15 protein-coding genes are annotated in these 24,154 nt (G+C 34.6%); 10 read left to right on the top strand and 5 right to left on the bottom strand.

What is annotated here, in order from left to right; genetic code table 11:
* Positions 1–2: 2 nt before the first annotated feature.
* The 6 genes from HN014_RS03310 to HN014_RS03285 all read left to right on the top strand — a co-directional run bounded on the left by HN014_RS03310 (position 3) and on the right by HN014_RS03285 (position 9,750).
* Complete coding sequence (locus HN014_RS03310) at positions 3–1,097, top strand: efflux RND transporter periplasmic adaptor subunit (RefSeq protein ID WP_254884086.1); 1,095 nt, start codon at positions 3–5, stop codon at positions 1,095–1,097.
* A gap of 22 nt (positions 1,098–1,119) precedes the next feature.
* Positions 1,120–4,233 carry an efflux RND transporter permease subunit gene (locus tag HN014_RS03305; protein ID WP_176027468.1) on the top strand — a complete coding sequence of 1,038 codons (3,114 nt, stop codon included), beginning with the start codon at positions 1,120–1,122 and terminating at the stop codon, positions 4,231–4,233.
* A gap of 764 nt (positions 4,234–4,997) precedes the next feature.
* On the top strand, positions 4,998–5,747 hold the full coding sequence (locus tag HN014_RS03300; protein WP_176027467.1) for a porin family protein: 750 nt from the start codon (positions 4,998–5,000) through the stop codon (positions 5,745–5,747).
* A 178-nt stretch (positions 5,748–5,925) separates the two neighbouring features.
* The gene (locus HN014_RS03295; protein WP_176027466.1) at positions 5,926–7,671 is read left to right on the top strand and encodes a S41 family peptidase; all 1,746 of its coding nucleotides are present in this window, start codon (positions 5,926–5,928) and stop codon (positions 7,669–7,671) included.
* A gap of 170 nt (positions 7,672–7,841) precedes the next feature.
* Positions 7,842–8,306, top strand: coding sequence for an RNA methyltransferase (locus tag HN014_RS03290; protein WP_176027465.1), 465 nt, complete (start codon positions 7,842–7,844; stop codon positions 8,304–8,306).
* Positions 8,307–8,373: 67 nt separating this feature from the next.
* Entirely contained in the window at positions 8,374–9,750 is a 1,377-nt protein-coding gene (locus HN014_RS03285; RefSeq protein ID WP_176027464.1) for a sodium:alanine symporter family protein, read from the top strand.
* An 84-nt stretch (positions 9,751–9,834) separates the two neighbouring features.
* Here HN014_RS03285 and HN014_RS03280 read toward each other — a convergent pair whose 3' ends face one another.
* Complete coding sequence (locus HN014_RS03280) at positions 9,835–10,632, bottom strand: dolichyl-phosphate beta-glucosyltransferase (RefSeq protein ID WP_176027463.1); 798 nt, start codon at positions 10,630–10,632, stop codon at positions 9,835–9,837.
* 178 nt (positions 10,633–10,810) lie between these two features.
* On the opposite strand from HN014_RS03280, the gene HN014_RS03275 reads away from it, so the two are divergent.
* The 3 genes from HN014_RS03275 to HN014_RS03265 all read left to right on the top strand — a co-directional run bounded on the left by HN014_RS03275 (position 10,811) and on the right by HN014_RS03265 (position 16,785).
* Positions 10,811–13,933 carry a hypothetical protein gene (locus HN014_RS03275; RefSeq protein ID WP_176027462.1) on the top strand — a complete coding sequence of 1,041 codons (3,123 nt, stop codon included), beginning with the start codon at positions 10,811–10,813 and terminating at the stop codon, positions 13,931–13,933.
* Positions 13,933–15,174 carry a hypothetical protein gene (locus tag HN014_RS03270; RefSeq protein ID WP_176027461.1) on the top strand — a complete coding sequence of 414 codons (1,242 nt, stop codon included), beginning with the start codon at positions 13,933–13,935 and terminating at the stop codon, positions 15,172–15,174. Before HN014_RS03275 ends, HN014_RS03270 begins: the two co-directional genes overlap by 1 nt.
* Positions 15,175–15,237: 63 nt before the next feature.
* Positions 15,238–16,785, top strand: coding sequence for a cellulase family glycosylhydrolase (locus HN014_RS03265; RefSeq protein WP_176027460.1), 1,548 nt, complete (start codon positions 15,238–15,240; stop codon positions 16,783–16,785).
* Positions 16,786–17,063: 278 nt separating this feature from the next.
* On the opposite strand, the gene HN014_RS03260 is transcribed toward HN014_RS03265, so the two are convergent.
* The 4 genes from HN014_RS03260 to HN014_RS03245 form a co-directional block, all read right to left on the bottom strand.
* On the bottom strand, positions 17,064–18,272 hold the full coding sequence (locus tag HN014_RS03260; protein WP_176027459.1) for a glycosyltransferase: 1,209 nt from the start codon (positions 18,270–18,272) through the stop codon (positions 17,064–17,066).
* 240 nt (positions 18,273–18,512) lie between these two features.
* Positions 18,513–19,760 carry an oligosaccharide flippase family protein gene (locus HN014_RS03255; protein WP_254884085.1) on the bottom strand — a complete coding sequence of 416 codons (1,248 nt, stop codon included), beginning with the start codon at positions 19,758–19,760 and terminating at the stop codon, positions 18,513–18,515.
* Entirely contained in the window at positions 19,750–20,049 is a 300-nt protein-coding gene (locus HN014_RS03250; protein WP_176027458.1) for an STAS domain-containing protein, read from the bottom strand. The genes HN014_RS03255 and HN014_RS03250 overlap by 11 nt, the downstream gene beginning before the upstream one ends.
* 94 nt (positions 20,050–20,143) lie before the next feature.
* On the bottom strand, positions 20,144–20,446 hold the full coding sequence (locus tag HN014_RS03245) for an STAS domain-containing protein (RefSeq protein WP_176027457.1): 303 nt from the start codon (positions 20,444–20,446) through the stop codon (positions 20,144–20,146).
* A gap of 349 nt (positions 20,447–20,795) precedes the next feature.
* On the opposite strand from HN014_RS03245, the gene HN014_RS22595 reads away from it, so the two are divergent.
* Complete coding sequence (locus HN014_RS22595) at positions 20,796–24,152, top strand: tetratricopeptide repeat protein (protein WP_254884084.1); 3,357 nt, start codon at positions 20,796–20,798, stop codon at positions 24,150–24,152.
* The last annotated feature ends 2 nt before the right edge of the window (positions 24,153–24,154 follow it).

Genomic DNA, 24,154 nt, shown 5'->3' with positions numbered 1-24,154 from the left:
TCATGAAGTGTATACAATATATCGGATTACCCCTGATGCTGGTTTTTTTACTGGGATCATGTAAGAGTAAAAAAGAAGAACAAAAAGAAGAAATATTACGACCTGTAAAATACCAGACAATAGGTACAGTTGCCACTCAGAATGTGAGAACCTTTAGTGGAGTAGCTAAAGCAGGAGATGAAATCGAATTAAGTTTTAGAAGCAGTGGAATCATTACGGTTTCTAATATCAAAGTAGGTCAAAAAGTAAAAAAAGGAGACCTGATTGCCAAGCTGGATAATGTACAAGCTAATTTATCCTATGAGAAAGCAGTTTCTGCTACGATTAGTGCTAAATCGTCAATGAAAACAGCAAAGTCCAGCCTGGAACGAATGAAATCCTTATACGAGAAAGGAAGCAATTCTCTAAGTGATTATGAAGCTGCTAAAAATGCATATCAAAATGCTTTAGAACAATATGAATCTGCAAAAAGAAATAAAAGCATACAACAATCACAGGTAAACTACGGGTATATCTATGCTCCTAGTGATGGGACAATTGCAGCTAAAAATAATGAATTGAATGAAAATGTGAATCCAGGACAAGTAATTGCAGTGCTAAATGCAGGAGAGCAGATCAATGTAGAGGTAGGACTTCCTGAAAATGTGATTAATAAGGTTGCGTTGTCGATGAAGACATCCCTTTCTTTTTCGGCACTTAATGGGAAAAAGTACGAAGGAACTATTATTGAGATTTCTCCAATTGTAGATACAGGATCTTCCACATATCCAGTGAAGATCGCGATAAAAAAACCAGAAACAGCAATCAAACCAGGGATGGCTGCAAATGTGACTTTTGATTTTGGAGAGCAGGAGAAAATACCAAGCAGCCAATTGATTGTACCTGTAAAAGCAGTAGGTGAAGACGGAAATGGAAATTTTGTTTTCTTAATTGAGACTGCAGATGGAAAAACCGGAATTGTCAAAAAACAAACCATTGAGATAGGAGAACTGACGACAGAAGGGTTTACAGTACGTTCAGGAATCACTGCAGGGCAGAAAATAGCTACTGCAGGATTACAGACCCTGTTAGATGGACAAAAAGTAAGATTACAATAACCGTATACAAAACAGAAACACTATGAATCTTACGAAATTTTCAATAAGTCAAAACCGGGTAGTACTTAGTATTCTTGGGGTAGTACTTATTATGGGAATGGCGTTTTACCAATCGCTGTCCAGAGATAGTATGCCACCGTATACGGTACGGGTTGCTACGATTGTATCTTCATTTCCGGGAGCTAGCCCCGAGCGAGTAGAAGAGTTAGTTACAGATAAAATAGAAAAAGTAGTTCAGGAACTTCCAGAATTAAAAAATGTAAAAAGTACGTCCAGAACAGGGCTATCCGTCGTAAAAGTAGAACTGAAAATGGATGTAACCCCAGAGAAGCTACAATCTGTTTGGGATCGTCTGCGAAGAAAGTTAGATGCATTAAAAGGATTGCCGAGCAATGTAGAACCTATGCTTGATGATGATGGAATAGGGGAAGTATTCGGAATTGCAGTAGGGATCACCAGTGATGGATATTCTTATCGAGAAATGAAGGAATATGCTGATGATCTTAGAGATGATCTGATCAAGTTAGAAGATGCAGCTAAGGTGGAGATAAATGGAGATCAGGAAGAACGCGTTTTTGTGATGTTTGATAATACCAAACTCAAAGCTTATGGGTTGACAGCCGGAAAACTAAAAGGAATTATCAATAATACGAATATTCTTAGTTCAGGAGGAGAAATTAATGTAGAAGATGAACGAATTATTTTAGAACCTACAGGGAACTTTAATAATCTGTCGGATATAAAAAGCATGTTGATTCCTATAGGACAAGGAGATCAGGTAGTAGCATTGGAAGATATAACCACAATTCGCAAGGGATATATTAACCCTCCAAAACAGAAAGTAAGTATCAACGGGAAAGAAGCAATTTCTTTACATGTCTCTTTAAAAGAAGGAGCCAATGTTATCAAATTGGGAGAGGAAATTGACCAGGTATTAAAAAAATGGGAAGGAAAACTACCTGTAGGACTCGAAGTACAAAGAATCGCTTCTATTGATAGTTATATTGATTTAAAAATCAATGATTTTGTAGGGAATCTGATTCAGTCTATTGTTATTGTGTTAGCGGTTATGTTGCTGTTTTTAGGAATACGAACCGGATTGATTATTGCTAGTTTAATTCCGATGGTAACTATTACTACCATCATGATCATGGGACTACTGGGAACCGGACTCAACCAAATTACACTGGCAGCTTTAATTATGGCTTTAGGAATGATGGTAGATAATGCCATAGTAGTGGCAGAATCCGTCATGGTTAAGATGGAGCAAGGAGTTTCGGTAAAAACAGCAGCCATTGATTCTTGCTCCGAGTTATTTACTCCTCTGTTAATTTCTACACTGACTACTTCGGCAGCATTTTTAGCATTTTTTCTTGCAGAATCTGTTATGGGAGATATTATGGGACCATTGTTTGTGGTGATTTCCATTGCTCTTTTATCTTCATGGATTATTGCTTTGAGTATTGTTACTTTATTGTGTGTGTTTTTTCTGAAGATTAAGAAAAAAGAAAAAGATCAGAAACCTTCTTTTCTGGATAAGTTGATCAATAGTCTGAAAACAAAATATAAAGCTTTAATCATGTTTGCCTTGTCCTGGAAAAAATCTGTGTTGATTGGTATTGTCGTCTTATTTCTTTTGTCGATTTTTGGGTTCACTAAACTGGCATTTGTCTTTTTCCCGGATAGTGACCGGAATATGATTACCATGGATATTAATCTGCCAGAGGGGACTAAAATCAGTACGACTCAGAAAACAGTAGATGCTATAGAAGCCTATATCAGAAAAGAGTTGGAAGTGACGGAACAACGCTCTGAGGGAATTGCTAATTGGGCTGCCTTTATAGGAAAAGGACCATCTGCATATGATTTAGGGTATAGTGCAGATGAAGCAAACTCTAATTATGCTCATATTGTGATTAATACCTCCTCATTTACTGTAAATGCTGAGATGGTTAAACAATTAGATGCTTATTGCTTTAATACTTTCCCCAATGCAGATATCAAAGTAGGGTTTTTAGGATCTGGAGGAGGAGGGGTTCCTATCGAGATTAAGGTATCAGGGGATAACCCGGATCGTTTGGCTGTTATTTCGGAAGCGATTAAAACCCGCTTATCAGGAATTAATGGGACTAAGAATATCAAAGATGACTGGGGGCCTAAAGGGAAAAAATTTGTAATTGAGATTGATCAAAATAAAGCTCAGTCAGCAGGAATTACTAATCAAGATATTGCCACCTCTTTACAGACAGTATTGGATGGATTTAAGGCAGGAGAATTTAGAGAAGGAGATAAGTTTATCCCGATTGTAATGATGAGTGATCAGGGGAAAGAACAAACATTAGCTTCTTTGGAAACTCTTAATGTTTATGCACAAAATTCTGGAAAAAGTGTACCATTGTTGCAAGTGGCAAATGTGATACCAAAATGGCAGTACTCCAAGATCAAGCGACTGGATCTTACACGTACAATGATTATTTCTAGTGAGTTGACCGAAGAAGGAAATGCTTCTAAGATTATGTCAGAGATGAAACCCTGGTTGGAAGAACAGAAAAAGGAATGGGGAGATGAATATACCTATACCCTTGGGGGAGATGCAGAGAATACAGCAGAAAATATGGGAGCAGTAGCAAAATACTTGCCATTAGCCGGTTTTATTATAGTGATGTTACTCATTATCCAGTTTAATTCTTTTAGAAAAATGACAATGATTGTCAGTACCATTCCACTAGGTGTTATTGGTATGGTTATCGGATTATTGGTCTTTAGAGTGCCTTTTGGATTTATGGCCTTTTTAGGAATTATATCGCTGGCAGGAATTGTGATTAATAATGCAATTGTATTAGTTGATCGGATCGAAATCGAAGAAAAAGAATTGCAGCGGATTCCTCAGGATGCTATTATAGGAGCTTGTTTACAGCGTTTTCGCCCTATCTTATTAGCGACTTTTACTACGGTATTAGGGCTTATTCCTTTGTATCTAGGAGGAGGAGAACTATGGGAACCCATGGCAGTAACTATTATGATAGGATTGCTTTTTGGAACGGTTATCACTCTGGTATTTATTCCCGCATTTTACAGTGTCCTGTATAAGGTAGATTATTCAGATTATACTTTTAATGAGTCTTTACTTGAGTAAAGAGTCAATCAACAATATCCAAGAGAGCCTGTACATTATGTACAGGCTTTTTTGGTTTTTAAGTGGATAGCTAATTTGCTTAAACAGAAAAAGAAGGTAAAAGATATACATTCTTTCTTCTTGATCGTAATTGAAAAAATAGTGCTTGTATTTTGAAGACTTCATTCGGTTCTCAGGGGGCACTTCGAGTACCCAAGAGCTATAGAATAGCGACTAAAAGTTAAATCGAATAGTAATGAGATGTTAACTTCTGAGACATAAAGTAGTATTATTTATAGTAAAAATATGAGATGTTAGCCTATTAAAAGGAGAAATAGTGTTTTAGACGGGGTAATCAATTGTGTATTTATTTTTTAAAAGACTTAATCTTTTAAAATGTATGCAAAAACCATAAAATAAATAAGGTTTTAATATTGTACAAACAATGGGTTTAACGCTATTTTTAGGGGGTTTTAACAAGGTGTTGGGTGTTATTGCCAATACCAGAAGATACATTTGCTGCTCACCAAAACTAAAACGATAGTATGATCATCTTAATTCTTATCCAAAAACAAGTCATCAATAATTGCATAAACAGACAATCAAAAGGTCTGATTCTTTATTAAGCAAATCATTTTTTTATAAAGGGAGTACTTATAAAAATGTTTTTATAAACCCGCTTCTTTGATTGTTGTGTATCGGTACAAAACAGTACGGAGTACATAAGTATGCACTTATTGTAGTGATGATCATAATTGGTGACTTAAAAATTTAAAACGTAATTTATGAATATAAAATTGTATGGCTGTATAGCCTGCTTCCTAATGGTATTCCATCTGGGAGCCCAGGAAGTACAAATAAAAACAAAACAGGATCAAACAATGCTTAGAGTTGAGGTGTCGGGGGGGCTATCTATGAATAGTGTCCGGCAAAACCTATCTAACCTAATTCATTCTCGGTATATAGGAAAAGAAGGGTATTTTGTCAATGCATCAGTAGCATATAGGTTTGAAGATCCGTTGATTATCACTGCCGGGATTTCATTATTGCAGAAAGACTTTGAATTTAAGCGTTCAGGTCCTTATGAAGGAGTATTTACAGATTATAATACGACATATCTTAATTTTCCAATAATGTTGGGAGCTTATCTGATCAATCCATATAAGGAAAAAGGCTGGAAACTTTCTGTAGCAGCAGGAGGATATCTAGGACATTGGTTAGATCTAAAAAGAAAAGGAAGATATCAGTCAATAAAAGGGTTAGAGTTTGATGATGTGGTAAAGGTAGAGGTGTTTCCTTGGGCTACGGTAGAGGAACGATATGATTTTGATACCAATGAGAATCAATTGAATCGATTTGATTATGGAGTACAAGGAGAGGTAAAAGTAATATATGACTTTTCAAAATACCTGGGATGCTCTTTGGGGTATACCTATAAGCATGGGCTTTCTAATATTTATAAAACAAATATCAATGACCATCCCATGTATAACCGTACCTCTGTTATATCGATAGGCATGTCCTATAAACTTTAAATACTCTACTCACTCTTTTTTCAGAATAAAATCCATAACGATAGTAAAAATATTTATAGACAGATTGTATGCGTATGGGATTGTTGTTTCTAATTTTTAAACAGGATGATTATTCTTAAAAAAGGTGAAATTTTGAAAACCAACAAGTTGTAGTTTTAATAGACAAATAAAACAATAGATGAAAAATTATTATATAAGTATACTCTTTCTTTTCTTAGGAAGTATACAGTTTTCTTGTACGCAAGATGATACAGTTATAGAAGAGCCTTCTAGAAAAGCACTACCGACATCTTATGCAGAAACATTTCAGTTATTATGGGATGTAATGGATAAGCGGTATAATTATTTTTATGAAGAAAAAATTAGAAATGGATTAGATTGGGATGAGGTTTATCGGGAATATTATCCAAAGTTTGCAAAGCTATCTACCTATGGCGATAAGCAGGCAAATAAGGAGTTAGCTTTACAAGAGCTTCGATTAGCTGTAGATTATTTTTATGAGATAATTAATCCGTTAATAGATCGCCACCTGAACATTTCTATATCATTTAATATCCCTTCCCTATCAAATTTTCCTTTGAAAGCATTTTATCAAACAGGAATGACGGATAAGGACGCATATAAGGACTTTCCATACAACTATTCGGTACAGGAAAAAACAGCAGTAGGCAGAGGTCAAATAAGAAGAGTTATGGAAACTAAGATTAATCGAGATATTAATATCGCAGATAAGAACGAAGAAGGGAACGTCACATTTTCTGCCTATGGAGGTTTTCTAAAATCTGACCCGGATGTGTATTATTTTTCTTTTGGTAGTTTTTCACTTACCAATAGAGATTTGAATATAGGAAGTGCCTTCGAAATTAAAGAGTTAACCCCTTCATTAGTTCCGACAGTTTCTTTATTTCCATTAGATGTTATTAAAAATGAAGAAGTACGGAATTATGCAACAGATTTCATAGATAGATTTGTAGCTACGTGGATAGGAACTTTAGGAGAGATCCGATCTTCTGAAAAATATACATCTTATAAACAGGCGGTGGCTATTTTTCAGGAAACAGAAAAAATAACTCCTCTGAAGGAAGCTTCAGATGAACTAGCTATCGAATTTGAACACTTGTTTGATACCATTAATGAGATGTTAGAAGAAATAATTCTTGTTCAACAAAACTTAGCATTAAACCCAGCGATTGATCAGTTGGATATCAATAATTTAGGAGAGGTGATCAATGCGAATCGTTTGTTTAATCTTCATAGAAAACTTTCTGTATTACATGGGTTACAATCATTTTTTAAAACGCAAGAAAAAATAAATAGTGCATATGAGCTATACCGAAACTTCTATAATAAATTAACAGATGGAACAATCAAAAAACTTATTGTAGACTTTAGAGGTAATACAGGAGGAATGGTATTAGATCTTAGGACATTTGTAGAACGCTTTATCACAGAAGAAAAAGTGTATTCTTATCAAAGAACCAAAGAAGGGAACGGACGATTTAATTATACTCCATGGGTAGCTAATACAATTGCTCCACATCCTTTTGGAATTCCCCAAAAAATCCCGATAGCTTTATTAACAAACAAAATTTCTATTAGTATGCCGGAAATGTCTACCATGGCAATCAAGTCACAAGGAAGTCATGTGATTTCTGTAGGGGACTATACTCGTGGAGGTACAGCAATATTGGGAGGTAATGATTCGATGAACGGAGGATATATTGGAGATGTAGGAAATATTAATTTTTACATGCCTTTAATGGCTACCAGAGATGCATCTAAAAATGTAATTGAAGGCATTGGAATCAAGCCAGATATACATATTCTTCCTACAGAAGAAGAAATTTTTGGATTAGGAGAAAATCCAGAGATTAAAGATAGTGTCTTTGAAGCGGCCCTTCTGGAAATCTCTAAAATGAATTAACATAAGGGACGCCTTCAAGGTATATACTTAGTGATTTAAAAAGGGAGTTTTTAGCTCCCTTTTTTTGTTTTCGTAAGAATAAAAAGAAGTTTGTCTACCTTTAAATTAAGAAGCTATATAAAAAGAAAATTATAGGATATTGGTTTCTATGGCTTTTATATTTTTGTAGCATGATCGATACTTTTGAAAACGAATTTTTTGGAATAGGAATTCAAAATGGAAAAACTCCGGAGAATCTGGGGGTGCTATGGCGTTCGGCCCAGAATATGGGAGCCAGCTTTATTTTTACCATTGGTAACCGTTATGCTAAGCAAGCATGTGATACGCACAATGCAGTAGCAGCGATGCCATATTTTCATTATGATACCTTTGATGATTTTTATAAGCATTTGCCCAAAGGAGCCATGTTAGTCGGAGTGGAAATGGATGAACGTGCAGAACCTTTGGAAACATTTCATCACCCTAAACGCTGTGTATATCTTTTAGGGGCAGAGGATCATGGACTTTCTAAAAAAGCGATTGAAAAATCCCATCGATTGGTACAATTCTCCTCTACTTATAGCCTGAATGTGGCAGTAGCGGGTAGTATTGTACTTTATGACAGAGGTATAGGGAAACCCCGGTTTATCAGATGATATTTTGGAAAAAAGAAGAAAAGAGATAGAGAGTTAAAGGCGCTTGCTTTTTTCTTACATTTATAGAATGCTTTTTAATAGACTAACACCAATAGATTCAATACCGGCTTATCTCAAAGCATTTAGTAAATGGATATGGGATTGGCCTTTACTTATATTACTCATCGGAGGAGGGATTTTTTTTCTGATTTATTCTCGTTTCACTCCTTTTTTGTATTTCAAACACGCCCTACAGATTTTGGGAGGAAAATATGACAGGGATGATGCACCAGGACAATTAAGTCACTTCCAGGCATTGTCATCTGCACTGGCAGCAACTGTAGGAATGGGGAATATCAGTGGAGTAGCTATTGCAATTGTCAGTGGGGGTCCAGGGGCTATTTTCTGGATGTGGATCAGTGCGTTGATGGGGATGGCAACTAAGTTTTATACCTGCTCATTAGCAGTGATGTATCGTTCCAAAACAAGTCAGGGAACTGTACTTAGTGGCCCTATGTATGTTATAACAGAAGGACTTGGTGCAAAATGGAAGCCACTGGCCATATTATTTGCGTTAGCTGGTTTGATAGGAACACTACCCGCTTTTACAGCTAATCAGTTGACACAGACAATGGTGGATGTAATGAAGTGGGATGAAAGTGTTAAACTTTATATAGGGATAAGTCTGGCAATAGTAGCGTCCGTAGTGATTTTGGGAGGAATTCAACGGATCGGTTTAGTAGCAAGTAAACTGGTACCGTTGATGGTGATCTTATATTTTATAACAGTTCTCATGGTATTAATCATACAAATAGAAAAGATTCCTGCAATGTTTTCATCAATCTTTACAGACGCTTTTTCAGGGCACGCTGTGGCAGGAGGGATATTGGGGAGCTTAATAAAAACAGGTGTCAAACGAGCCGCTTTTTCTAATGAAGCAGGAATTGGAACAGCACCGATGATGCATGGTACTGCTAAGACCAAAGAACCTATACGAGAAGGTTTGGTAGCTATGATAGGGCCAGCGATTGATACCCTGTTAGTATGTACTCTTACCGCCCTGGCAATTTTATGTACAGGAGCCTGGCAGCAGGGAGGAGATAATGGAATTACCGTAACACTTACAGCTTTTAATGAAACATTGCCTTATAATATTGGAAATATAGTTGTTTTTGTAATGGTATTGGTTTTTGGGTTTTCTACCTTATTCTCATATTCTTATTACGGAATAAGTTGCCTTGGATTTTTACTAACACCGAGATATGGAAAATACTATAATTATATTTATATCCTGTCAATAGTAGTAGCTGCAGTAGTAAAACTAGAAGTTGCGATCGATTTGATAGATAGTGCTTTTGCACTGATGGCAATACCGACTGTTATATCTGGTTTATTATTAGCAAATAAGGTTAATAAAAGAGCAAAGACATATTTTGAAAGACATATAAAAAAGGCTGGAGATTAATTGTTTAAATTAATTTCCAGCCTTTAAAATCCCTATTTGACTATATTGGTTAGAATAATTCGTTCGTAGAACGAGTATATTTTTTTATGCGTATACTTCGATTCTAGGTTCTACAGTGTTATATGTCATTTCCATAGATAATAGATCTGTAAGGTTATAATTTACCCAGATAGAAGCTAACCTGAATGGAATCTTTATTGCATCTTTAATTCCGATTTTAGAATCATCTACATGAACCCATCTTTTTAGAGGTTGCTCATAGATACGATTCATAACATCTTCTTTTCCGTAATATTTTTTTAAACGCAGGAACATTTCTATGTCGAATAACCATCTGCTAAAAAAGTTTTTAGCGAATAATACAGTGGCTAATTCGGTTCTAAACACCTTAGCTCCACACTGAGAATCCTGAATAGGTAAGTGCAATATAAAGTTGACCATTGTTTGTATGATCATAGAAAAAATACTTCGGAAGGCATCTCTTTTTATTTTTTGAGCCCCGTTTTTAGATCTGGATCCAAATACCATAGCTAAATTATTTTCTGTTTTTAAGGTATGTAACAGGTCATTGAAATCATTAAAATCTGTAGATAAATCAGCATCTATAAATCCAATAAAATCGATATCTCCTCTATTACTTAAATAACGTACACCTGCCCGTACAGCAGCAGCTTTCCCGGAGTTCTTTTTCATATCTATAACGCTCACTTTTTCTGGATTAGAATTTTGTATTTCTCTTAAAACAGTGATTGTGTTGTCTTTACTTCCGTCATTGACAAAGCATAAGTGAAATTCGTTATCTTCTGTAATGAAGTTTAAAAAAATTTGAACATTTAATCTTTTTTCTTCATTGTAGCAGGGTATGATTATTCCGGTTTTCATAGTAATATTATTTGAGATTTATACCTCAAAATTACCGCTGATTGCCTCCCAAAAATGGAATAATTCGATTAATGGTATTTTGCTGTCGGTGAAATGATTTTTAGTGTAGATGTATAATTTGTTGGTTATCAAAGCTTTGTTGTATCTTTATGTATACCCAAATTAAAGACCTACTCTTATGCTTACATCTACTAATAAACATCTAGTTGTTGCCTTGTTGATCGGGATTCTTTTTCACGGAACCAGTATTTTCTTTACCCTGGAATTTACGTATGATGCCCTAATTCATATTTATTTTGCAGATCACTATGCCAATAGCTGGTTCGAACCATGGAACTATGGATGGTATACTGGTTTTAGCGTTTTGGGATATCCGCCGTTAGTACATCAAAGTATTGCTTTATTCTCCTTTATAGGAGGTTTAAAGTTTGGTTTGTTTAGTGTAGCAATTATTGCGACACTATTGTTTATAACCGGGATATATCGTTTCTCTTATCTGATGACCTCTAATAAAAGAGTTTCCGGTTATGCCGCGATTTTAGGAGTCTTATCCTCTGCCTTTTTAGAAACCATGCATATTTTTGGGCAATTACCCAGTATCGTAGGAATCGCTATTTTGATGCATACACTACCTGAAATTTATGGGTGGGTAACAACAGGAAATAAAAAATTCTTGTTTACATCGTTTAGTTTATTAGCAGTAACAATCACCTCTCATCATGTAACGTCTATTTTTGGATTGGTCTTTTTTATCTTTCCATTGATAGGAATGGCAATTACAGATATAGGACAAGGAGAAGTAGGAGAAGGAAAGAGAATCGGATTTCTTCGGTTTTTTAGGATTTTCTTTAGATTGTTTAAAAGAATCATTGGATTGGGAGGAGGAATCTTATTCATCACATTATTCTGTATTTTACCGTATTGGATTAATGTAAGGGATAATCCTATTACCCAGATTCCTATTCCACACGGGTCAAGGGATAATTTTTTAGAAGTAACTTCTTCCGGACTTGTATTTTTTGTCATTCCCTGGGGAGTACTCCTTTTTGTATTACCTTATATATTTTATAGATATTATAGTAAACGATATTTCTTTTTTGGATTATCCCTTACCTTATTATTTATACTAGGAACTGGAGGGACAACCCCGATACCATTAACAATATTAGGAGAAAATGCATTTAACATTCTTACTTTGGATAGATTCACATTGTGGGGAGCAATTATGTCATTACCCATATTTGGGGAATTGGTATATCGATTTGTAGAATCAGATCTGAAACGAGCGATTGTTGATCGTTTTGGTCAGGCTTTCTATAAAATAATAGGAGGGGCATTTGCTGTGGCATTTGTTTTTATGATGATTTTCACCATGAGTTTGGGGTATTTTAGACCAATGCAACCTCAAAAAATAAAAATGTTGCCAATTCTTAATTTTCTGAGTCAGGACCAACATGACCATTGGCGGTATCTTCCATTAGGGTTTGGAGACCAGATGGCATGGTTATCTGCTCAGACAAATGCAATGACAGTAGATGGGAATTATCATTCTTCTCGACGATTGCCGGAATTGACCTCCAGAGCAATAGAACGTCTAGAGAACTCTAAGTTCAAAGGAGTCGAAGGAATTGGTTCCTTGCAACAATTTCTTACCGTTCCCGAAAAATATCATCTAAAATATGTGTTTTCGAATGATAAGTTTTACGATCCTTTATTATACTTCTGTGGCTGGCAACGATTACGAAGGCTGGAAAATGGGATTATGGTATGGGAGAAATTAAATGTTCCACCATTATCCAGTATTTTACCAAAAGAGGATGTCCCCTTATATCAAAAGTTGATGTGGGGATTGATTCCTGTACTATCTGGTTTAATAGCATTTATCATCAATATTGTTTTGAAATGGGTAGAGACCTTAAAATCTACCTCAGAAAAAGAAGATGAAAAACCAATGGAAAAAGTAGTAGAAGATATTTATCGCCTGTTATTTGTCACAGAATTTGGTCATTTTAAAAAATGGTTATTACGGATAACACTTACATGGAGTTTGATGATCTTACTATTAGTAGGGGTGGGAGTATATATCTTTTATATAAAAAATGCTTCTCAGATCAGTCCGGAGAATGTAATGAAAGCTTATTATGATGCGTTGGATTTCAAAGAGTTCGAAAAAGCGTATACCTACCTTGATCCTTTAGAACAAAAAACATTGGATCAGTATATGCTTGAAGTATCAATAACTGATGGTCTGTTAAGTTCTTATGCTAAGTTAGATGAGATCAATGTCGCGATTACAGAACAAACAGATTCTACAGCAAAAGCAATGGTAGCAACTCATTGGGTAACTCCATTAGACCGAATTTATAAAGAATTTCACCATGAATTGAGGTATCATAAAAGAAAATGGGTAATTAAACCGAATGAATATAGTCGAGATATCCCTGCAGATCAATTGCTCTCAGAGAATGGAACTCAGTTTTTTAATCATGGAAGGAGGAAAGTTTCTTCAGAACAAACCTATCATGAGGATGTATTAAGACAGCCTGTGTTAGAAGTTTTTTCAGCAAGCTTAGTTCGTTACAGGGATGAGTTTTCTATAATTGGAGAATTACAAAACATAGATAATACTCCTGCTGATGTGGTTGTTAAAGGGACTTTATATAGTGCTAAAGATAAAGAATTGGCAAGTCATAACGCTAAACATTTAATAAAACATAAACTATTACCGAAAGAAACCACTAGTTTCAAAGTTAATTTTGAAGGAATAGCCTGGTTGAGTGCTCTTGATTCTGTACCTAAAACTTTTGATCCACATCAATTTACTCCCATTCAATTAAAAGAAAGACCAGAAAAATTCAATCTACAATGTGCAGGAAATATATCAACTACAGATCTCTATAAAGGATTAACTATTAATGATTTGAAAATTAAAGGAGGAAAGGTTAGTGGAGTATTGTTTAATGCAGGGTTGCGAGAGACAACGATTCCTCAATTATTAATATCCTATTATACAAAGGATAAAGAACTAATTTGGGTAGATCATCAGTATCAGGAAGAAAGCATACGGATACAACGAAAACAATATTTCACCTACTCTCTTATGAACTTGGAAGAAGTAACTATTCTTACGTCTGATATTGCTAATGTATTTATAAATGGTAGGCGTAACTCAGAAGTACAGATTAATTATGTACCTGGTCGAAAGAAAAAACATCAGGAAAAACAATTAATCCCGGTTGAAGGGAGAGGTTTTAGTTATATAAAAATAGAACTCAATAATTATTTGGGGAACCCTTTTTAATGAAATTTAAAAAGAAACATATCATTTTTCTCTTGCCTATAGTGTTATTAGCTGTAGGCTTTTCGGGTGTTATAAAATTACCCCGACAAGAAGTATCTGTAGTAGTACTTAAGGAACAGGATGCTTCTAAACAACAACAATATATTGCAGGAGAAGATATTGAATTGTTTTTTAAATTAAGTAAGAGGTCAATAGCACACCTATACATAAGTAATTCGTATGGAAGTACAATATTAGAATCAGAAGAAGCTTCTATTGTTAGCTTTATTTTGCCAGACTTTATTGTCAATAAAAAAGGAAAAGTAACATACAAGCTATTAGATGATTCTAATGCTATTTATGAAGGAGAATTGCGTATAGAAGCAAACATAAAATCTCCTATTAATATGGAAGCATATATGGGACCAACCAGTATTCTTGTAGGAGGGAGCGATATGTCGTCGTTTGTAATTATTCCATCAGATATTTATGATAACCCATTACCTGATGGGACCCCTGTAACTATCAAACATCAATTCGAAAGAATTGAAAAAGATGAAGTTATTTATATGAAGAATATGTACGGAAGAAAAGATTTGTATTCATATAATAAAGCAGGAAGAGTGCTTTTTTCTTCAAAAATTAGTACCTTTTATTCTAAAGAATTTTCTATAGATATGTCACCAACACATCCTACAGATTTTAGTATTAGTAGTGATCGGAAGCATTTTTATGCTGATGGGAATCAGGTGACAGAATTTAATACATCTGTGATTAGAGACCGATATGGAAATGTAGTCAGTGATGGGACTATGGTTGAGTTTGTTACTCAAAATACTTCAGGAGCTTTTTTGCGGACATCAGGAAGTACTTTGAACGGGGTTGCGAATGCCAAAATGCTACACCCGGATCATCAAGATACCTGGAAGACGCATGCATTTATTAACGGAATGGCCGAAAGTAATACTGTTTTATTAGACTATAAGCCTGTATTAGATGATTTTGATGTAGAATTCCAACAAAATAACAGAGCTATTAATGTCGGACCTTTATTGAGTTTTATGGAGCAACTTATAGCAGATGGGACGTTGGTAAAATTACATATTTATAAAGATGGAATTTTTAAAGAGACTGTTGTGAAAGAGTCTTTTAGAGGAAATGTGACTTTTTTACTCAAAGAAAATTTTTACGATAGCGGAATGTACCGATTTGAGGTAGAAGCATTAGGAATAACCAAAGAATTCGAAAACAAAAAACTATAGCTCAGAACATATTCGAAATAGGTGTTTTTATAAGATGAAATAAGGAGCAAGAGAAGTATTCATATGAAAAGATGGAATAGAGCCATATACATATTTTTAATAGGGATCGGCTTTACAGCAGTGATAGCAATTGTCTTATTAGGGCTAAGTAAAGTATTTTCTTTTCTCAATACAGGTGCAGATCGATCTTCAATGCTACATATTTCTATGAAAAAAGATTTTGTATACCTGCCTACAGTTTCTTGGAGAGCTCAAGATAATCCTGGACGCGAAGTAGATTCTCAAACCTTAACCAATATAAGTAATGATTACTTAAGTGCTTGGTATGTGCGAAATGTTTCATATCAGACAAATGATTCTACTGGGATTGATCAGTATTATACCAAGAGTGCCAGAAAGAATCTGATCAATAATATTAACTATAACAAAAAAATGAAGAATCGGATAGAAGCAACGACACTTCAACATCATTTGTTTTTAGAGTTTTATAGTGCTGATGGGCAGACGGTTGTGTTTACAGATAAGGATGTGAAAGAATATCAGCGAGTCTATCGCAATAAAGATTTTATGATGGATACAGAATTAACATCCACCTATAAAGTAGTGATGCTGTTAGAAGATGGTTTCTGGAGGATTCGTCATATTGTAAAAGATAAATTAGAAACCATACAGGATAGTATCGAAGTCAATAAAAAAGCAGCAGTAAAAGGAGATACATTATTAGTGAATAATTATCCTTATACGGTTAAGGGGATTAATTACTATCCCAAAGATGCTCCCTGGAATATGTATGGAGATACATTCGATGTAGAAGTAATCGAGAAAGATTTTGAGATTATAAAAGAAGCGGGGTTAAATACGATTCGGATTTTTGTGCCGTATCAGGAATTTGGAAAAGAAAAAGTGAAAATAGAGAAGTTAGAGAAACTAACAAAGGTACTAGACCTCGCCGAAAAGAAAGCAATAAAAGTAGTCGTGACACTTTTTGATTTTTATGGAGATTATTCAGTGTTGGACTGGACCGTAACCCATAGACATGTAGAACAATTAGTAAGAGCATATAAAGATCATAAAGCGATATTAGCGTGGGATATTAAAAATGAACCCGACCTGGATTTTGATAGTCGTACCAAAGAAGCAGTGGTAGCGTGGTTAAGAGAGATGATTCGTCAAATAAGACGTTACGACCCGAATCATCTGATCACCATTGGTTGGTATGACATGCAATCTTCTTTGATCCTCGAAAAGGAAGTAGATTTTCTATCGTTTCATTATTATGGTGATATTAAAGAATTTTCCCAGCAATATGATACTCTACAAACAAAAACGTCAAAACCATTAGTATTACAAGAATATGGGCTGTCCTCAAGTAAAGGGTTATGGAATCCATTTGGAGCAACCCAGGAAGATCAGGCAATATATTATAAGGATTTTCATAAAATTCTCAGAGAGAAAGATGTACATGTCATGTCCTGGACGTTATATGACTTTGATAAAATTCCTACCTCAGTTGTAGGGAGGCTCCCTTGGAGAAAGCATAAACAAAAATTCTTTGGTTTTATTGATACAAAAGGAAATAAAAAACCAGCTTTTCAATTTATAAGCAGATAGAAAAGAAAAATCAGCCACTAGTATTACGATTCGTTATAGCATTAAAAAAGAGTCCTAAGTCAGGACTCTTTTTAGGACACCTTTCTTTTATAGCAATCATCAGGTGTTTGAGCAATGTAGATAAAGGGGTATATTATGTTTTTACTTTTTTAAACTCCGATAAAATAGAAGTAACTATTTTATCGGAATTAGGGAGTTTTCTCCTTTTCATAACAATTCGATTTAGGGTAAAAAAGTAAGGATTTAGGGGGATTGAATAAAGGGTATCTGTCTGTTTTCTAAAAATCTATTTTTATTAACTCATTTTCCCATTTAGAGGTTTGTATTTTCAAAAATTGTTTGATGTACATATCAGCAATGGTACTAATTGGATATGCGGTTGCAGCTTGATAGTTTGTTTTTCCTAATTGTATTCTATAGGTGTCGTCTGTAATAATTTTTTTTATTGCATTAGCGAGGCTATCAATATCTTCTGGGGTAAAAAAGGCTCCATCATACCCCTCTTCTTTAGTTAAGAGGCTTAAATCTCCAAGATCAGGCATGACAACTGCTTTCCCATAGCTTCCTGCTTGGTGCAAAACACCGGAACTTCCAGTTGTTGCTGTATATGGGAAAACTACCACAGCACTTTCTCTAAACAAAGAGGGAACATCCTGCTCTGCTACGTACCCCGTAAAGGTTAATTGAGGCACATACCAATATTTTTCTTCCATTTTTTGTAAATATCCTCTGGCGTTTGGATTATCTGTTCCTGCGATTACTATTTCTACATCTATACCGGTTTTGGATCGTAACTTTTCAATAGCTTCAATAAGGATTTCTACTTTTTTATAAGTACCAAATTTACCAAAAGTCATTATTTTTAGTGATCCTTCCTGTAAGGAGTAAATAGGGCGTTCAGGGATTTCAAAAGTACCGTGAGGAATTAATACTACATTAGTTGCTTTGTATTTATCTTGTAGAATGGTTACATATTTTTGCATAGTAACAGCAATGATATCTGCTGTTAATAAGAATTTAGTTAGGGTAGTCCCAATAAAAGTATATAGCTTCTTCGCAATAAAATTATTCGTAAAACCAGCTTTTTCCAGATCAACTTCTTCCATGATATTGTGAAGTAATACAATCGTAGGGATTTTAGAAAGTTTACAAAACAAAGGAGCTAATAGTCCCAGTGCTGCCGGAATTTTTTTATCTCCGAATTTCATAAATTGAAGATTAAAAAGAATGGCGTCAGGTTCCGTTGTTTTTATCGCCTTCATAATGCTAAAAATATTTTTATAACTATTAAATTTCCAGCAAGGAAGTACAGTTACTGTGCACCCTTGACTCTCCAGATGCGTATTGGCAGCTTCTGCTGTAATATCGGTCAGTAAAACTATCTCAGAAACATCTTGATGCTGTCTGAAGTGCTTTACCAGATGATACGCATATTCATTTAAGGTAACTTTACTAGGCGGATAAGCTGTGACAAGGGCTAATTTCATAACAATACGATTATTTAGGTTTATAAGGATTTAATACAAAAGTGTTTAAAAATCAGGGTTTTATTGATTGTTTTTGGGTGAAGTGAATAATACTGTCGGTAAAATGCAAATTGCTGTAGTTGAATGTATTTGCGATGAATGAACTAACAGTATGAGTTTGGAGAGATGCTGTACAAAAGGAGGTAAAGAGTTCTTTTATGCGAGATAGCATCAGGCAAAAAAGTGAGGTAAGAAAACACCCTAGTCCTTTGAAGTACTATCAGCGTTTTTCCTGAAGAAAAACAAGAGCTGTACAACCAATAAAATAGCCATTGCAATTATCTGCATATGCACTACCTGAGTAAGAGATTGATGAAATAATGTAATAAGAAGCACCTGAGTAATTCCCAATATTCCGGATAAGAGTACAGGGATATAATGATCCAGTGATAAAAAGTAATATGCAAAAATATTGGATAAGGCAAATAAGGAAGTAGCAATAGCATATTTCCATAAAAGAGGTGCCATACTTAGATATTCTGAACCAAACATTAATTGGATTACTAATTCGGGAAATAAATAACAACTCAGAACAATGATAAAAGCCAAGATACTAATATATCCGACATAGGAAAACAAAATGCTCGTAGTATTTTTGCCTTCTTTTTGTTTCTGTACAACTTTGGGTAATAATAACATGACAAACATCCAGGCAACGAAATAAACAACCCGACCAATTAACGCCAGAGAAGCATATAATCCAGCTTCATATCCTTCAAAATAATGTTTGACGAGTAATATATCGCTATTATTAATAATAATCTGAGTCAGTTCATAAAAAGCAGTAAGAGTAAAAAAACGATATACTTGTTTTTTATGAGAAGAAGGAAGAGTGATAGAAAAGTTGGTTGTAATATCTTTTGTTCTAAAAGGGTGTAATCCAAAAATAAAAGAGCAAGCGATACCCATAGCTACTACCATAGAAGAAGGAATGGGAAGTAGATATAGTAATGCCAATGTAATAACCAGTCGGGAAATCATTTCTCCCTGATATGTATAGGCTAATCGGTCAAATTTTTTGATACCCTGATAGATTCCTCTATTGACACTCATCACAAAATAAATTGGGATACCCAGACCAAAAATGATAAAAATGGTGGATGACTGTGTGTGAAAAATAGCTTGTAACTCCTTAGAGAAAATAATAAATGAGAGTCCGATTAAAATTCCTGTAATCAGGGAATAGCGATACATAATATTGATAAACCCCCGGAAAATACTAGATTCAAAAATCACAGAAAATTTTGTGGTAGCTAACTGGAAAGTCATCGCTACGAATGAGAGCACTAATAATAAGGTGATTAGAATAGCAGCATCAGCAAAAGCTTCAGGGCCGAGAATTCTCCCCAGTGCCAGATTGTATACATAATTACCTGCATTAACAATCAGTACACTAAGCATGAATTTTTGTTCAGCGCTCAATTTCGGGATGTAAGTACTAATAGTCATCTCTAAAAATATGATTCATTCCTGTTTCATCAAATAAAGAAGTAATAACGAAATTGTCTTTCCCCAGAACAAATAAGACTTTACCTCTTTTTAAAGCTTTTAGATAAATAACCTGTAATACTTTAATAGCTCTTACATCCATTCTTTTTACCTTGTTTAGGCTAATGACAATCTCATCATAATGATTCAACAGATAATCAAAATGGTCTTTTACTATATGCGTGTTTTTGGAAGTAAAATTTCCTATAATTTCATAGGTTCCGAGGTTGTTAGAGATATGTAATTTCATGATGGTAGATTTTTAATTTGGTTAGGCTAGTATGCTAAGAGGGATTACTTAGAATTGTAAGGGCAAGGAGCGGGATAAAGAAAGTTTAAGGGTTTTAGACAACATCCCTTCTGATAATATGTTCTATTTTTCTTCGGGCAAAGATTCTTTTTATTGCATTGTTTTCTTTTCCAATAATCGAAAAAACTTTATTCTTTTTTACCGCAGTCTTATATAGAGAAGTTAAGGCATTAATACCGCAAACGTCTATCGTATTTACATGATCCAAGGATAAAATAATTCTCTCAGAGGTCTCTAAAAGCTGTTCGAAATGATCAAACAAAGACTTAGCATTCTTAGTATTAATAGGACCATTGATCTCAAATATCCCTTGGTTTTTTGTTATCTTAAGAGCCATAACGTTTTGTTTAATAGGTTGATATGGTACAAATATGCAGCATAAAACAAGGAGAGACAGCAGTAATTCGTTTAGTTGCATTTTAGTGTAGATAAGCGGTAGAATTGCATAGATTAAAAAAATGAGAGAATTGTTTCGAAAACAAAAAAATATAGCTAAATTGTAGTATATGAGTGATCTAGTATGATTTCATATTTTTTAGTATAGATGTACTAAAAAGATTGTCGAGTTAGGGAAAGTAGACAAGAGAAATACACACGATGTAATAAGGGAATAATTGTTTATCAGAGTACGTACCCCAAACCAAGTGTTTTGTTGGTAATGGTTAATGAACAACAAAAGCTATAACATGATGACCAAAAGATTACTTACTCCTTTCTTTTTATTGTTTTTTATGAGTGTACAGGCTCAGGATATGAATGAAGGGTTTTCTTATTTAGAATCAGGGAAGTTTGAAAAAGCGAGCCTTTTTTTTGAAGAAATACTAAAAACGTATCCCGATAATAAAACAGCACGTTTGTGTTATGGGAGAGCTATAGGATTATCCGGAACTCCGGAAAAAGCTACCGAAATTTTTACAGCGTTACTATCCGAAGAACCCACTAATTATGAGTTTAAATTGAATTATGCAGAGTCATTACTCTGGAATAAGAAATTTCTAAAAGCCGAAAACTATTATCGAGAATTGATACAGGAAAAAGAAGATAGTTTTCCTGCAATTTTAGGCTATGCCAATACACTTTCAAACCTGAAAAAATATAAAGAAGCTTTAATATATGTAAATAAAGCTTTGACTCTTCAATCAGGAAACCCTAATGCGATGACATCCAGAAAATATATTCGGCTAGGGTATGCAGATGAATTACGAAAGGAAAAAGAATACGATAAAGCAATTCAACAACTAGAAGCTAACGTCATAGATTACCCAAATGATAGTGAATTAAAATTGAATATTGCAAATATTCAAATACAAAAAAATGAGGAAGAAAATAGAAAGAAGAGAGAGCAGGTCGAGAGTCAAAAAAAAATAGAAGAAGAGAGGAAAGCTTCTCTCTTGGACAAACAGATCCAACAGGCTGTATTGTCATTGGAGTTAGGCGAATATAATAAGTCAGTCGTTCAGTTTGAAAAAATACGAAAAGAGCACCCAGATAATTCGAGTTTTATGAAACCATACGCAGAGGCATTGATGTATACAGATAATATTAAACAAGCAATGCCAATTCTAGAAAGCTTACTACATCAAACACCAGAGGATATCCGACTTAACACATTATATGCACAGGCACTATACCGTAAGCAATTATACTCAGAATCGGTTCCTTATTATAAGAAAGTACTCTCTGTAAAAAAAGAACTGCCTATGATGACGACTTATGTAGATGTTTTATATCACACAAAAGCATACGCTGAGGCGTTGGCATATATAAATGAAATTCTCTCTGTGCAAAAAAGTGAAGAAGTAAGCATATTAAGAAGGACTGTGAGGAATGAATATGCAGAGGAGTTGACAAGGAAAAAAAACTATGATCTAGCGTTGGAATTATTAGAAGAAAATGAAAAAGAGCTACCCAATGATCCAGAGATTATGCAGAAAAAAGCACGATTATATGAGCTGAAAAAAGATAATAAAAATGCAGAGAAAGTGTATTCGATATTGTCAGTGCAGAATATGAAAGAAGGTTTTAAAGCATTAGAAACGGGAAAGTATGAAAAAGCACGAGCTATTTTTAAAAATATTTTGACACGGTTTCCAGACAATAAAACGGCCAGATTGTGTTATGGAAGAGCAGTGGGGCTTTCAGGAGATTCCGAAAAAGCAGTGCTGTTATTTGAAAAATTACTAGAAGAATACCCAGAAGATTTTGAAATAAAATTAAATCATGCAGAATCATTGCTTTGGGACAAGAAATATAAAAAAGCAGCCTCCTTATATGATGGATTAACGAAAGAAGATGCTACGAGTTTCTCAGCAGTTTTAGGATATGCAAATACCTTGTCAAATCTGAAAGAATATGAAAAAGCATTAGATTATGTCAATAGAGCTTTGACCATCCAAAAAGGAAATAAAAATGCGCTAATTTCCAGAAAATACGTACACCTGGGATATGCTAATAAATTAGCACAAGACAAAGAATATGATAGAGCTTTGGCAATGTTGGATCTAAACTTGGTTGATTTCCCGAATGATAAGGATACACAATTAAACAGGGCGAATATTTTCTTGATGACAAACGATATGGATCAAGCCCAAAAAGTCTATGAAGCTCTAGCGATTAGTCCGGTAGATAGTATACAGTCGATGGTTGGACTTTCATTAGTGGCGCACAAGAATAAGAAAGAGAAAAAAGCGTTGGCTATCGCAGATACTGCCCGGACAAAAGCACAAATATATAAGGAGAAGAACAAAGATGTATACCTGATGACACAAGAACGTTATGTACAGGCACTTTTGTGGAATCGAAAATTTTCAAAGGCAAAAATGGAAATAGATAAATTGCGATTTGACTACCCGGAAGATCCTAAAATTTTGAGTTTGTTAGCAGCATATGGCATGTATGCTAGTAAGTACACCTTAGGATTGGAGTTTTATAAAATGTTATTAGCAAAAGACGAACGTTCCTTCGATGGAAATTTAGGAATAGCCAATGCCTACAGAGCAGTAGGAGATGATATGAAAACATACGAATACCTGTATAAAACACTCACATATTATCCCAAGCAACCAGATGCAGAAAAACTACTCATTAAAATGAAACGCTCGCATATGCCCTATATAGAGGGAAAAGTAGCAATCACCAAAGATAATGGAGAAAACAAAGCGATGAATAACTCTGTAAGAGTAGAAATCCCTTTGTCTACTAAATTATCAATAGGTACAAGAGTTCGATATAGAAATACTAAAAATGATATCACGAGAAATGAAGCTTCTTTGAATGACGGGCAGGTTGGTTTATCATATAAGTTTAATGGAAGAATAACGCTGTTAGCCAGAGGAGGAATTACGAATGCAGATTCATATACTAATGAGTATATGGAATCCATTGGAGAAATTATGCTAAAAACTAAACCTTCGGCTATGCAACATCTGGAAATAGGAGCAAAAAGAGAATTGCAAGATTTTAATGCTGAGTTGATTAATGAAAAAATATTGATGAATCATTATTTTCTTAATAATAATCTGAGTTCTACGATGGGACTGGGGTGGTACACACAATATATGTATACCAATCAAACAGATGATAATGATCGCCACTTGTTATTTACATCGCTTTATTATAATATAAAGCATACTCCGGTAATAAAAGCAGGGGTTAATTATCAATACATATCTTTTAAAGATCAATATCCGGCACTCTATTTTAGCCCTAAACGATTTAATGTAGTAGAAGTATTTGCAGAAATACTAAACCAGCAGGATCAAAAATGGTTTTATCATTTTAATGTAGCAGGAGGAAGACAGTTCATCGAGGATGATGCGGGATCCAATACATATCGATTAGAGGGGAAATTGGGGTATCAGGTAAACAGATTCAAGATGCACGCCTATGGTAAGTATAGTAATATCGCCTCTTCTACAGCAGCTGGATTTGAGTATTCTGAAGTTGGGGTGGTACTAAGATGGTATTTCCTTAAAAAACCAGTCTTTGATAAACGAATTCGGGCATTAAAAACGGAAGTGAATGCAGAAAGCCCGTCAGAATAAAC

Origin of the sequence: Aquimarina sp. TRL1 (genome assembly GCF_013365535.1) — a bacterium.
Classification (GTDB): Bacteria; Bacteroidota; Bacteroidia; order Flavobacteriales; family Flavobacteriaceae; genus Aquimarina; species Aquimarina hainanensis.
This window is presented reverse-complemented; position numbering and strand designations above follow the sequence as displayed.